At 38.8% G+C, this 13,567-nt stretch carries 14 protein-coding genes; 7 read left to right on the top strand and 7 right to left on the bottom strand.

The features are described 5' to 3' along the window. Positions 1-130: 130 nt before the first annotated feature. The 3 genes from dapD to djlA form a co-directional block, all read right to left on the bottom strand. Positions 131-1,159: a 2,3,4,5-tetrahydropyridine-2,6-dicarboxylate N-succinyltransferase gene (gene dapD, locus QQK09_RS01160; RefSeq protein ID WP_284202270.1), complete on the bottom strand. Its 1,029-nt coding sequence runs from the start codon at positions 1,157-1,159 to the stop codon at positions 131-133. Positions 1,160-1,245: 86 nt separating this feature from the next. Continuing rightward, positions 1,246-1,779, bottom strand: coding sequence for a DUF2937 family protein (locus QQK09_RS01165; RefSeq protein ID WP_284202271.1), 534 nt, complete (start codon positions 1,777-1,779; stop codon positions 1,246-1,248). Continuing rightward, positions 1,779-2,585, bottom strand: coding sequence for a co-chaperone DjlA (gene djlA / locus QQK09_RS01170; protein WP_284202272.1), 807 nt, complete (start codon positions 2,583-2,585; stop codon positions 1,779-1,781). Before djlA ends, QQK09_RS01165 begins: the two co-directional genes overlap by 1 nt. 202 nt (positions 2,586-2,787) lie before the next feature. On the opposite strand from djlA, the gene lptD reads away from it, so the two are divergent. The 5 genes from lptD to QQK09_RS01195 are packed head-to-tail and all read left to right on the top strand — an operon-like array spanning position 2,788 to position 9,165. After that, positions 2,788-5,151 (top strand): LPS assembly protein LptD, encoded by a 2,364-nt coding sequence (gene lptD / locus QQK09_RS01175; RefSeq protein ID WP_284202273.1) that lies wholly within the window; start codon positions 2,788-2,790, stop codon positions 5,149-5,151. 10 nt (positions 5,152-5,161) lie between these two features. Further along, positions 5,162-6,487: a peptidylprolyl isomerase SurA gene (gene surA, locus QQK09_RS01180; RefSeq protein WP_284202274.1), complete on the top strand. Its 1,326-nt coding sequence runs from the start codon at positions 5,162-5,164 to the stop codon at positions 6,485-6,487. Between the two features lies 1 nt (position 6,488). After that, a complete protein-coding gene (gene pdxA / locus QQK09_RS01185) occupies positions 6,489-7,523 on the top strand; it encodes a 4-hydroxythreonine-4-phosphate dehydrogenase PdxA (protein ID WP_284202275.1) in 1,035 nt (344 codons plus the stop codon). Beyond that, a complete protein-coding gene (rsmA, locus tag QQK09_RS01190) occupies positions 7,520-8,344 on the top strand; it encodes a 16S rRNA (adenine(1518)-N(6)/adenine(1519)-N(6))-dimethyltransferase RsmA (RefSeq protein WP_284202276.1) in 825 nt (274 codons plus the stop codon). Before pdxA ends, rsmA begins: the two co-directional genes overlap by 4 nt. Next, positions 8,344-9,165, top strand: a complete 822-nt coding sequence (locus tag QQK09_RS01195) for a symmetrical bis(5'-nucleosyl)-tetraphosphatase (protein ID WP_284202277.1) — start codon at positions 8,344-8,346, stop codon at positions 9,163-9,165. The genes rsmA and QQK09_RS01195 overlap by 1 nt, the downstream gene beginning before the upstream one ends. A 29-nt stretch (positions 9,166-9,194) precedes the next feature. On the opposite strand, the gene QQK09_RS01200 is transcribed toward QQK09_RS01195, so the two are convergent. Both QQK09_RS01200 and folA read right to left on the bottom strand, forming a co-directional pair. Next, a complete protein-coding gene (locus QQK09_RS01200; protein ID WP_284202278.1) occupies positions 9,195-10,478 on the bottom strand; it encodes a GGDEF domain-containing response regulator in 1,284 nt (427 codons plus the stop codon). A gap of 49 nt (positions 10,479-10,527) precedes the next feature. After that, the gene (gene folA, locus QQK09_RS01205; protein WP_284202279.1) at positions 10,528-11,016 is read right to left on the bottom strand and encodes a type 3 dihydrofolate reductase; all 489 of its coding nucleotides are present in this window, start codon (positions 11,014-11,016) and stop codon (positions 10,528-10,530) included. A 122-nt stretch (positions 11,017-11,138) separates the two neighbouring features. Here folA and QQK09_RS01210 point away from each other — a divergent pair, with 122 nt between their 5' ends. Further along, complete coding sequence (locus tag QQK09_RS01210) at positions 11,139-12,125, top strand: DUF2333 family protein (protein WP_284202280.1); 987 nt, start codon at positions 11,139-11,141, stop codon at positions 12,123-12,125. 4 nt (positions 12,126-12,129) lie between these two features. Beyond that, positions 12,130-12,534, top strand: a complete 405-nt coding sequence (locus QQK09_RS01215) for a hypothetical protein (RefSeq protein WP_284202281.1) — start codon at positions 12,130-12,132, stop codon at positions 12,532-12,534. A 79-nt stretch (positions 12,535-12,613) separates the two neighbouring features. Here the strand turns inward: QQK09_RS01215 and QQK09_RS01220 are convergent, their stop codons facing one another. Further along, entirely contained in the window at positions 12,614-12,949 is a 336-nt protein-coding gene (locus QQK09_RS01220) for a PBPRA1643 family SWIM/SEC-C metal-binding motif protein (protein ID WP_284202282.1), read from the bottom strand. A gap of 153 nt (positions 12,950-13,102) precedes the next feature. Next, the gene (locus tag QQK09_RS01225; RefSeq protein WP_284202283.1) at positions 13,103-13,567 is read right to left on the bottom strand and encodes a threonine/serine exporter family protein; all 465 of its coding nucleotides are present in this window, start codon (positions 13,565-13,567) and stop codon (positions 13,103-13,105) included.

Genomic DNA, 13,567 nt, shown 5'->3' on the forward strand with positions numbered 1-13,567 from the left:
TGTAATTTGTGATAATTATAAGGATTACTATGACAGGAGGATGACAGGTATTGATCGTAGGCGAGCGATAAATAAAAAAGGCTACATTAACAATAATGTAGCCTTTCAAAATAAAGAATAGATTTATAAACTAGTTAGAATGCAACATGCTATTTAGTTCAACAGCGCTCTTGTTTGCAAGGCACTCAATTTGACCCGTCATTGAGTTACGACGGAATAATAGATCATCTTTATTAGCAAGTTCACGTGCTTTTGCAAAGCCAGCATCGTTACCTTCATTATCTAGCATTTTTACTTTTGAACCAGCAGTAACGTATAAACCAGACTCGATAGTACAACGACTACCTAGTGGAATACCTAAACCAGCGTTAGCACCTAATAGGCTATTTTCACCTATTTTGATGACCATTTTACCGCCGCCGCTTAATGTCCCCATGATAGAAGCACCACCACCTATGTCAGAACCTTCACCAACCATCACACCAGCAGAGATACGACCTTCAACCATGCTTACGCCAGTTGTACCCGCATTGAAGTTAATGAAACCTTCGTGCATAACAGTTGTACCTTCACCAACATGTGCGCCTAAACGTACACGCGATGTATCCGCAATACGTACTCCAGCAGGCACCACGTAATCCACCATTTTAGGGAATTTATCAACACAATCAACGGTGATTGTTTCACCATTTAGGCGTGCTTCAATTTGGCGATCAGCAAGTTCAGGTAGGTCAATTGCACCTTTGTTTGTCCATGCGATATTGTGTAATACACCAAAGATGCCATCTAATACTAAACCATGTGGTTTAACTAAACGATGCGAGATAAGTTGTAGTTTCAGATAACCTTCAGCCACGGTAGCCGGTGCTTCATCGGTTGCTAGAATAGTTAAGACAAGTGGTTGTGCTGATTTAGTCGCAGCAGTTGCAAAATCTGCATTTGCAGTCTCATCGGCACCATTGAACGCAGCGCTAAGTTGCTCTGCAACTTCAGTGCTTACTTCGATAGTTGCATTACCACCTTCATAACCAACTAACGCACCAACAACAGCAACAAGGTCATCGCTTGGGTTTAATAGTGGATTAGGGAAAAAGGCTTCAATAATTTTTTGATCGCGATTTTTAGTAGCTGTACCAAAAGCAAGTGCAAATGTAGACATGAATTAAGCTCCAATTTAAAAGTCTAAAATAAAGCAGTCATCATAAAGAAGTAAGCGAAGATTTAAAGCGTTAAATGCAAAACAGCCTAATTAATTGATTTTTGCTGTTGCTTAGTTATCCATTTTCTAAATAAAAGCGGTAATAACATCAATAAGATTTCTAGCAAAATAGTAGTTACTGTCGCCACGCTTAAACCGACAATAATAGCTTGCTTATTGAGCACGATATTAGCTTGGTAATTGTTTTGTGTTTCAATAAATAGCGGTTCATTAATCTGAGTGATTAAAAAAGCGAAACGTTGAGAGAGAGGACCTTGTAAATTTATTTTTTGATTTGATAAAAATGTATTACGTTTTATCAGTGTTTCAATGATCTCAGTCTCCGCCTTAAAAAGCGCTATTTCACTGTTTTTATGCTTTTCAACTAGAGCGGCTAAGTCACCAGCAAAAAGTAGATCAGCTAATTTCTGATAATGACTTAACTGGGTATTTGACTCGAGGTAATGTGCGTCGAGACGTGTTTCATATTGGTCTAAAAAATGCGGAAACTGAATCCCTATTAACAACGTTAAAGCAAAGGTTAACTTCAAGCTATAACGCTGTAACAGAGACCACATCATTATTTAAAACCGCGTTTTTTGCGCAATGTTTCATAAGCTTGCTGAATATCCTGCGCTTTCTCTTTAGCAAGATTCATCATCTCTTCAGGTAAACCTTTTGAAGCTAATTTATCAGGGTGATTCTGGCTCATTAATTTACGGTAAGCGCGTTTCACCTCTTTATCAGTTGCTGTTTCATCAATACCTAATATTTTATAAGCATCATCAGCACTCGCTTGTTGCTGTTGTTGCTGTTGTCCTTGGTGATAATGTTGTTGCCCTTCAATCATTTGTAATAAACGATCTAACTCAATACGAGAGAAACCCAGTTGCTCAGCAATGGTGTAGAGGATCGCTTTCTCTTTTTGGTCAATACTGCCATCAGAAAAAGCAACTTGTACTTGAATACCTAAAAACATCTGCAGTACGTTACGATCGCCACGTACCATCTGCGCAAATTCAGCTAATGTTTGCTCAAGTGGAAAATCAGCGTTTTTCCCTTCAGCAAACGCACTTTGTGCTTGTGAACGTGCTTCACCTTGCAAACGCATCTGATCCATATAAGCATTAGCAACTTGAATGTCTGTTTGTGTTACTTGCCCTTTGGCTTTAGCAACATGACCCATTACTGAAAAAGTGGCTTCAAAAAACAACTTTTGCTTCTCTTGGCTCGTTGCACTATTACCAAATAATCCATTTTGGATATTGAAGTTTCTCGCACTTGCACGATCAAAGCGATGGCCTAACCACAAGCCAAATAATAAGCCAATAGGACCACCAAGCATGTAGCCAAAAAAAGCACAGAGTATTTTTCCCCAAATTCGCATAAACCTTCAAACCTTTTTGTATTTAAATATATATTTTCTCCATTTTGACCAACTATCACCTAATTTGCCAATTTTTTAACTTAAATTGAAAAATTTAACTAAAAATAGCGACCAAAAATTGGAGCGTTTCTTTGTTTGCTGATATTCTTAGCTATTTGTGCTTAGCGCCTTCTTATTTCCTAAGCTATTTTGTGAGTAGTTAATGCTTAAAACAATCCCATGGTTATTACTGTTACTGCCATTAACGAAAAGTTATGCTGAGCAGGAGACAATTCAACAAACTGATAATGAAACAGAGAGTGCTATTGAAAATAGTGAATTACTCACTGAAGAGCAAATTATCTCTCCACGAAATCGCAATGAATTTCTGCGTCAATGTTATATTAGAGTACCTGCGCAAGTACCCTCAACAGAAACACGTCCCGATGAACAAATTCCGGTTAATATCGATGCATTGTCTGTTTCAGGTTCAAAAGCGAAATTTATCTATCAAGATGATGTATACCTTAAACAAGGTGATAAAAATCTCTCTGCGGATAAAATGACCTATTTTGTTGATCAAGAGCGGGCAACAGCAGAAGGAAATGTGAACTTCGTAAATGGTGAATTAACGCTTTATTCTGATGATCTAGAAACTAATCTTAACAATGATCAAACCACGTTAAACCAAGCCGATTATCAATTTCATGGTCAAGGTGGCCGTGGCACAGCAGATCGCATCTACGATAACGGTTTAGACCTTTATGAGTTAAACGCGTCAAGTTACACCGCGTGTCCGCCTGAAGATACCACTTGGCGACTTGATGCCACCACGTTATATATCGATAATACAGAAGAGATGGGCAGTGCTTATAACGCCGTATTACGTGTTAAAGACGTACCGGTATTTTACTTCCCATATATTAGTTATCCATTAACAGATAAACGTAAAACAGGCTTACTTTTCCCAAGCGTGGAATACGCCAACACCAATGGTTTTACTTATACGCAACCCCTATATATCAACATTGCCCCTAATATGGATGCAACGATCACTCCAACCTATATGCAAAATCGTGGAACAAAATTGGCAGCAGAATATCGTTACCTGTTTGACTCGGGTAAAGGTAGCCTGCAGGGTGAGTACCTCGGTAACGATAAAATTCGAGGCTACGATCGTTACCTTTACCACTGGGATCATAATGTATCCTTTGGCCAAGGTTGGAATTTCAACGCAAAATACAACAAGGTAAGTGATGATTACTATTTCACCGACCTCGATACTGAATACGGTGACCGTAGTGATAATCAGCTGTTACAAACGGCAAAATTAAGCTATCGCCAAGAGAGTTGGAACAGTGAACTTGAAGTACGTGACTTTCAAATTTTAGGTTCAGGTGATACACCTCATAGCGTAATGCCAAAACTTGCTTTTAGCGCCTATAGACCAATCGACTGGAAAAGTTTACAGCTAGACCTGTATTCGGAAATAACCCAATTTGGGCATGATGATGAAGATGTGTATACCGGTACACGTATTCATATTGAGCCAAAATTATCCTTACCACTTTATTATAACTCTATGTTCGTCAATACTGAGCTTAAGTATATGCTTAGCTTTTATGAACAGGATTTACCTGATAGCAATAAAGAGAGCTGGTACAGCGACCTAGAGCGCACCGTAACACGAAATCTACCTTCATTTAAAATCAACTCGGGCGTGAATTTTGAACGTGATTTCTCTTTTATGGGAAGTAACTACCGCCAAACATTAGTGCCGCAGGTACAATATTTGTACGTACCTTACCAAAACCAATCTGCAATAGGTACTTACGACACCACTAGCTTGCAACAAGATTATTATGGTCTTTTCCGTGATAACCGCTATTCAGGTTACGACCGTATTGCCGATGCCAACCAAGTAACTTTGGGTATTTCAAGCAGCTTCTTAGATAATAATGGCAAAGAAAAAATGCGCTTTGCAATTGGTCAAAACTATTATATAGAAAGCTCAAAAGTACATTTGCCTGACAGTGATAATATCTCGGAAACGAGTCGATCATCATTGGTAGGTGAGTTTGATATGAATTTCAAAAACAACTATTTTGTTCATGCTGGCATCGAATGGGATACTGATAACAACCAGATTAAACGTGCTAATGCGACCCTTGAGAAGCGTTGGTTGTATAATACCTTCGCACAAGTAAACTATCGCTATCTCGGTTTTTCAGAGGATAATGAACTAGCAATTGATGAAGATGAAGTGGTAAACCAACTAGGCGCAAAAGCAAATTGGTCTATTAATAGCCAATGGACCGCATTTGCCAGTTACTATCATGATTTAGAGTACAACCAAACCTTTGAAAGCATTATTGGCGTTCAGTATCAATCTTGTTGTTGGGCAGTGGGATTAACTATTGATGAGCATATGCTCGCTTATTATGGTGATCTATCAGATATTACAAGTACGCGTGAAACAGAACAAAGTATTAAATTAAACATTGAACTAATGGGACTTGGTGGCGTCGGATTTAGTTCCGGTGATCAAGGTCTTTTTGATTATGGCCGCCCTTTCTACTTAAAATAACGGACAAAAAATGAAATCACTGAAAAGAGTCTTTTTACCTTTTATTTGTGCAACACTTTTATCGCCAGTTAGCATGGTTTCAGCACAAAATGAACAGCTCGATAAAATAGAAGCTGTTGTTAACCAAGAAGTAATATTAAGCAGCGACATTACACGCATGCGTAAAGATATTATCTCTCGTTATGAAAAAGGTGGACAAGCATTACCCGCTGATGAAGATTTACAGAAACAAATTCTGGATAAATTAATCGCGGATCGATTACAGCTACAAATTGCAGATCGTATTGGCTTACGTATCAATGATGCTCAGCTTGATCAAACCCTACAACAAGTTTCAAAAGATGAGGGTTTAACGCTTAATCAATTTAAAGAAAAAATAACCCAGCAGGGTGATAGTTATACCGCTTATGTTGATATGGTGCGAAATGAACTGACCATTAATGAGATTCGTCAAATTCAAATTCGTCGACGCATTAATATCTCAGAGCAAGAAGTTGAACAGATGGTAAAACGTCTTAACGAACACGGACAAAAAACCACTCAATTTAATTTTTCTCATATCATGCTTAAAGTATCACAGGACGGATCTGAAAAAGAGCAGTCATTAATACATAAACAAGCAGATCTACTCGCTGAACAGATCAACCAAGGTGAAGATGTCAGAGCATTAGCGATTGAGTACTCTCAAGGACCTAAAGCACTTGAAGGCGGAGACTGGGGTTGGCGTACTATCGATGAGATACCAAGTCTTTTCGCGAATGTATTTGATGACCAAAAAACCCAAAAAGGCGATTTGATTGGCCCATTTCAAACCAGTATGGGTTTTCATTTAATTAAAGTATTAGACAAAAAAGGCACTGAAAATGTGATTACGACAGAGGTCAATGCACGTCATATTTTAATAAAATCGAACATTATATTAAGTGATGAAAAAGCTGAAGAGTTGCTTGAAAAATACCGCCAAGAAATTTTAGATGGCAGTAAAACATTTGCAGAATTAGCGAAACAAAACTCTCAAGATCCTGGTTCTGCAATTAAAGGCGGAGATCTAGGCTGGGCAGACCCGAGCATGTACGTGCCTGAGTTTAGAGATCTATCGCTTTCAATGCCTGTCGGTGAAATCAGCAAACCTTTCCGTACGATGCACGGTTGGCATATTTTACAAGTGATGGATAAGCGCGAATCGGATACCACCGCTGATGCTACCAAACAAAAAGCGTACGGTATTTTATTTAAACAGCGCTTTCCTGCTGAGTTATACGCTTGGATGAATGAAATTCGTCAAGAAGCGTATATTAAAATTAACAACCCTGATTATGTAATGGACGAAAATTAACATGAGTTCACTAAATAACACATATGCAGGTGTTAAACCGATTATTATTACTGCAGGTGAGCCTAGTGGGATCGGTGCTGATATTATTCTTAAGCTAGCTGAAACAGTTTGGCCTATCGCACTTATCGTTTGTGCAGATAAGTCACTCTTAGCAGCGCGAAACAAGCAACTTGACCTGAATGTAGAATTAGTTGATTACGACAGCACAAAAATGATTACCCCAGTTGGCATAGGTCAGTTAATTGTCGCGCATCAGCCATTAAATAGTCCATCTGAAGCGGGGCAACTTGATAAAAGCAATGCGCAATACGTGCTTGATACGTTAAGCTTTGCTAATGATGGCTGTTTATCGGGCGAGTTTTCTGCTGTTGTTACCGCTCCTGTCCATAAGGGCATCATTAATGAAGCGGGCATCAGCTTTAGCGGCCATACGGAATTTTTTGCTGAACAGTCAAATACCGATTTAGTAGTAATGATGTTAGCAACAACCGGGTTACGTGTTGCTCTTGTGACAACACATTTGCCGCTTAAAGATATTTCAGAGGCAATCACAGAGGCGCGCTTAACTTCAATCATTAATATATTAAATAAAGAATTACAGCTTAAATATGGCATAAAAACACCTCGAATCTATGTGTGTGGATTAAATCCACATGCGGGTGAAGGTGGTCATATGGGCACAGAAGAGATTGAAACAATAGAACCAACACTTGAAAAATTGCGCTTACAGGGAATCGACCTTATCGGTCCATTACCTGCCGACACCCTTTTTCAAGAGAAATATCTGGAAGATGCAGACGCAGTACTAGCGATGTATCATGACCAAGGACTACCAGTATTAAAATACAAAGGTTTTGGTAAAGCGGTCAATATTACCTTAGGGCTTCCCTATATTCGCACCTCAGTTGATCACGGCACCGCCCTTGATTTAGCGGGTACAGGAAAAGCGGATACGGGGAGTTTACTGTGCGCAGTAGATGAAGCAATTACCATGGCAACTAGCCAACAAAGCAGATTAAATAGAGCAAAATTATGAATGATAAAACACACTTAGGCCACACCGCACGTAAGCGTTTTGGACAAAACTTTCTACATGATGATTACATCATCGATTCGATTGTGGCAGCGATTGCTCCACAACCTGATGATAATATTGTAGAGATTGGGCCTGGTTTAGGGGCGTTAACAGAGCCAGTTGCAAGCAAAGTAAAAGTGCTCAATGTGGTAGAGCTAGATAGAGACCTTGCGGAGCGTCTTGCTAAGCACCCAACATTAAGCGAAAAACTAAATATCACTCAAGCGGATGCGATGCAGTTTGATTTTGGACAATTAGCAAGTGAAGAGAGACAACTACGTGTATTTGGTAATTTACCTTACAACATATCAACACCGTTAATGTTCCATCTTTTTGAGTTTGCGACCAAAATTAAAGATATGCACTTTATGCTACAAAAAGAAGTGGTAAACCGTCTTTGTGCTGGTCCAAACTGTAAAGCTTACGGCCGCTTAACAGTAATGGCACAATACTACTGTAAAGTTATCCCCGTGTTAGAAGTACCACCAACGGCGTTTATTCCAGCACCTAAAGTTGATTCTGCCGTTGTACGTCTAGAACCTTATGATGTGCCACCATTTATCGCTAAAAGCATGAAATCGTTAAACCAAGTATGTTCAATGGCGTTTAACCAACGTCGCAAAACAATCCGTAATGGCTTACGTGAAATTCTAGATGTCGAAGAGTTACAAGCACTCAATGTAGACCATACTAAACGCGCTGAAAATATTAGTGTTGAAGAGTATGTACGTTTAGCAAACTACGTGTTTGACAGAAAAGAAAAACAGGCACAACAAGATTAATGGCAACCTATATTGTTGGTGATATACAGGGCTGTTGCGATGAACTTCAGCAGTTACTGGCTTTAGCCAACTTTGATGCACATTGTGATGAGCTTTGGATAACCGGTGACTTAGTCGCACGTGGTCCAAAGTCGCTTGAAACTTTGCGCTTTGTAAAAGGGTTAGGTGCAAGCGCGAAGGTGATTCTTGGCAATCACGACCTGCACCTGCTCGCTATTTGGCAAGGTATTCACCAAGCGAAAGATAACGATAAATTAACCCCATTATTAGCGGCCCCGGATTGCGATCAACTATTACACTGGTTACGCTTACAACCGCTTTTATTACGTCACCCTGAGTTTAATTTTGTGATGGTCCATGCGGGTATTTCACCACAGTGGAGTATTCACCAAGCCGAACAATTAGCCAATGAAGTAGAACAGCGATTGCACTCAGATCAGTTCACAACACTATTACAGAACATGTATGGCAATCATCCTAATAGCTGGTCTGACAACTTAGCGGGTGATGAACGTTTACGCTTTATCATCAATGCATTTACGCGAATGCGTTACTGTTTTTTAGATGGCAGCTTAGAGTTTAAAAATAAACTTGGCCCTGAACAGACTGACAACAGTGTAATGAAGCCTTGGTTTGAAATTGAAACCTTAGATAAGAGCAGTGCCATCTTATTTGGACATTGGGCAGCGTTGCTTGGACAAGTTGACGAGGAAGGACTATACGCACTTGATACAGGCTGTGTGTGGGGAAATAGTTTGACTATGTTACGTTGGCAAGATAAAAAAACATTCTCGCTAAACTGCGCGATACATAGCAAGTAACCCCCTGCTATGTGATCATTCATCTTATATTAACTATCAAGTAAAACGAGTTGGTTGCGACCATTTTCTTTTGCTTGATATAGCGCTTTATCCGCCATTGTTATTGCCGATTCAATATCCAGAGACGGATCGGTAAATAAACCAATACTTGCGGTTACTTGTAAATTAAACCCATCATTTAAGACAAAACGCTCCTTTTCAATGTGAGCACGTAAGGTTGATAGCTTTTGTTGCATCTGTTCAGTATTTTCAGCAACTAATAAAAAACAAAACTCTTCTCCACCAAAACGCGCAACAACATCATGGTTTGCATTATCAGCTTCAAAATTTTCTATCAATAATGCCCCTAACTGACGTAACACAATATCGCCTGCATCATGCCCATAATTATCATTTACTTTTTTGAAGTGATCGATATCTAATAATGCAATGCCAATTTGTAAGCCTTTCTTTTCATAACGCGTTAATACTTTATTGCCCACTTCAAAGAAATGACGACGGTTAAACAACCCGGTTAGAAAGTCCCTTGTCGCTAAGAATTTTAATTTATTGATGTGCTCAAGTAGATCCATATTCTGATTAATACGACAGAAAAACTCTTCTTCAAGGAAAGGTTTATTAATAAAATCACTACCGCCTAATTTTAAAAAATGTGCTGACAACTGATTATTACCAAAAGCTGACATCCCAATAATTGCCATCTGCTGACTGCTATGTTCACGACGTAGTGCTTTGGTTAGCGCTAAGCCATCCATATTTGGCATGTTAAAATCTGTTAATACTAGGCTGATAGATGGATTTTCTTTTACCATTCGCAATGCATCAATACCATCAACCGCTTCCAATACATTAAACTGATAGATAACCAGAAGGTGTTTAATGTAAGAGCGAATACTTGCAGAGTCATCTACCACTAACACATCAATGTCGCTGTTGCGCTTTAATTGGCTTAATAAAGAGACAACATATTCAACGTTAGCGGGTCCCTCTTTTAAAACATAATCAACCAAACCTTTGGTATAGATTTTTTTTCGAAAACTATCATCAAGTTTACTGGTAAAAATGACTGACGGTATATTATGTGCTAAAACAAAATCAATCACTTCGCCGTTAGGTGCATCGGGTAAATTAACATCTAATAAACCGGCAAAAAACTGCTGTTTTTTCTCCGCTAATAACACTTTTAAATCTGCGAAGTTTTCCACTGCAACCACAGTAAAATCCCCCGTGGATTCAATACTGCGCTTCAGAATGCGAGAAAACATAACACTGTCTTCTACCACTAAAATTTGTTTTGATGACTTACTGTACATGACACTTCCAAAATCCATTTGACTAAAATTAACTATTTAACGTCTATATTTACACTTTATCTAATGTAACAAATTGATAGTTATAACCGTTTTTTTCATCCTTTAGGTGCTTCTCCCGCTCAACTTCTTGCCATTGTGCGCTCTGTAGATAGTCAGGGAATTGTGTATCACCTTTAGTTTCAAGATCAATAAACGTTAGGTATAAGCGATCGGCTTGCGCTAAAAACTGTTCATAAATCGTCGCACCACCAATAATCATCACCTCATCAACATCACCGACTAATTTCTGTGCCTGCTCAAGTGTTTGTACGCACTCAACACCATCAATACTTAGATTAGCATCACGACTTAATACAATATTCTGACGGCCTGGTAATGGGCGCCCAATTGACTGATAGGTTTTACGTCCCATGATCACCGGCTTACCCAGCGTGACACGTTTGAAAAACTGCAGGTCAGCAGGTAGATGCCAAGGCATTTTGTTATCTAACCCGATAACGCGGTTGTTAGCCATTGCAGCAATCATTGAAACTTTCATATTATTCCTCGAACTATGTAAACGTGATTTTCTGCAAGATTATCAAATAAATAGTTTAAATGATGCATAAAATTTTGAGCATTGTTATGATTAATAGATGACCTCTCTTAAAAATGGAAAGTATGATGTTAGGAAAAAAATCAATTATTAGTGGCGTGTCTATTATTACCTTAATTCTTTGGCTTGTTTCTATCTGGTGGGGATGGATGCCAAGCGCTTATGACGTAAAAATAAAAACGACTGAAACCGCACAAATTAATAACCATCAAGCAGTATCAGGTTATACCACTGTATCAACATTGATTGATGTTACAGAGTGGCTCATCAACAAGCCAGGTGGATTCATTGCCAATGATATGACCCCTCCAGGAATATTTATGGATAATATGCCCGCATTTGAATTTGGTGTATTAGAGCAATCACGTGATTTAGCCCTCGCAATGCGTTTAAATTTCAGTCGTTCACAATCACAATCAACAGGTGACAAAGATTTAGAAACGGCACAAAGCAAACTTAATATTTCCCACAAAAGCTGGCAATTACCCAGTGCTGAAAATGAATATAGCGATGCAATTAAAGCATTAAAGCGTTACCGTACACGATTAATATCAACAGAAAATAGCGATGCACAATTCTATACTCGCGCAGATAATTTAGGTGCATGGTTACGTGATGTTGAAAAACGTTTAGGCTCAATCTCACAAGAGCTAAGCGCAAGTGTCGGATACGATAGATTTGATACAGCACTATCTGGCGACCCAACAGCAAAACAATCAACCGCAAGTGCAGCAGAGTTAGAAGTAAAAACCTCATGGTGGAAAATTGATGATGTATTTTATGAAAGCCGTGGTTCAACTTGGGCTATTTTGCATTTCTTAAAAGCCGTTGAGATTGATTTTGCCGACGTACTTGAGAAGAAAAATGCGCAGGCGAGTTTAAAACAGATCATTCGTGACTTAGAGTCAACACAAGATACTGTCTGGTCGCCGATGGTCCTAAATGGTAACGGCTTTGGATTATTAGCCAACCATTCATTAGTCATGGCAAATTACGTTTCGCGTGCGAATGCAGCGTTAATCGATCTGCGTATATTATTAGAGCAAGGTTAATAAGATGAAAGGAGCAGGCGGTACATCGGGTGGAATTGGAACATTCTTTATCGGTTTAATAATGATGATCGGAGGATTCTATTTATTGCTTAATGCCATATCTGTTACCTCTAATTTTTCACTAGGTCGCAACTTATATCGGTTTTCAGGAATGGGAGGAAACTATTCGATTACCAGCGGTATGGTAATGATTCCTTTTATGTTTGGTATCGGCCTTATTTTCTACAACAGTAAAAATATTATTGGCTGGGTATTAGCAATAGGATCGATTACAGCACTTATCTTTGGCGTTATTGCATCGATCCAGTTTAGTTTTAAAAGTATGACGGCTTTTGATTTGATCGTCATCTTAGTGCTTGCTATAGGTGGCTTAGGGCTGTTTTTTAAATCCTTAAAAAGCATGCCATAAAATAAACGAGTCATTTACAGACATAAAAAAACCGCTTAAGGAGTTAAGCGGTTTTTTTATGTCTGGGCTTTATGAACGATTAACCGCAGCACTTTTTGTATTTTTTACCGCTGCCACATGAGCAAGGGTCATTACGCTTTGGTGTTTTCTCAAAAGTCGTTGTTTTAGGTTTATTTAGAAAACCTTCAAGCTCTACAATATTTTCTGCTTTGCTTTCATTTACTTCAATATCAGCAAATAATCCATGCTCTGTTAAGAGTGCTTCAACTTCTACTTTTCTTGCTTCTGTTTGCACTAATAAAGCAAATGGGAAATCTTCTGTACCTGATTTTGCAGTACGTTTAGTATTAAAACCGTAACTTGAATGTTTTGGTTTCTTCTCTTTTTTCCCTTTAAAGAAAAATTTATCTGACATGGTTTGTTCCTCAATATTAATTGAGCGCAGTTTATACGATTCCAAAAATGTATTAAAGCTATTAATAGCAATTGCAGCTAGAGAGGTATTAAGACTGCTCGAACAAAATAGAGCAGTCTCAAAAATTTCAGTGAGATAAGAGGCTAAAAGCAGTTATACGATAGGTCTACCGCGATAAATTAATATTGAAGGTAGTGCTAAGCCAAAACTTAATGCGCCTAATATAAACAGTGTTTTCAAACCATTTTCTGTAATAATTTGCATTAACTCTACACTATAACCGGCGGTATTAAGCTCAACCAAACCAATCATAGTGGTAAATGCGAAACTGCCAGGGATCATCGGGATAACCGATGCTACCGTGAAAACGGGCCTTGGAATTAAACGCTTACGCGACCAATACAGGCCTAAAAATCCCATTGAACTGGAGGCGATTAAAGTTGCCCACTCAATATGCAAGCCAAAATCCATCAACAAAAAGCGTAACGAGTGTGCAAATGCGCCGCCCACAGCACAATAGATCAACATTTTTTTAGGGACATTAAATACCATAGCAAAACCTACCGCCGGCACAGCAGCGAACATGGCATCGATGATGATTAACGCTATCAACTCCAT

Source organism: Psychromonas marina (assembly GCF_030161115.1).
Classification (GTDB): Bacteria; Pseudomonadota; Gammaproteobacteria; order Enterobacterales; family Psychromonadaceae; genus Psychromonas; species Psychromonas marina.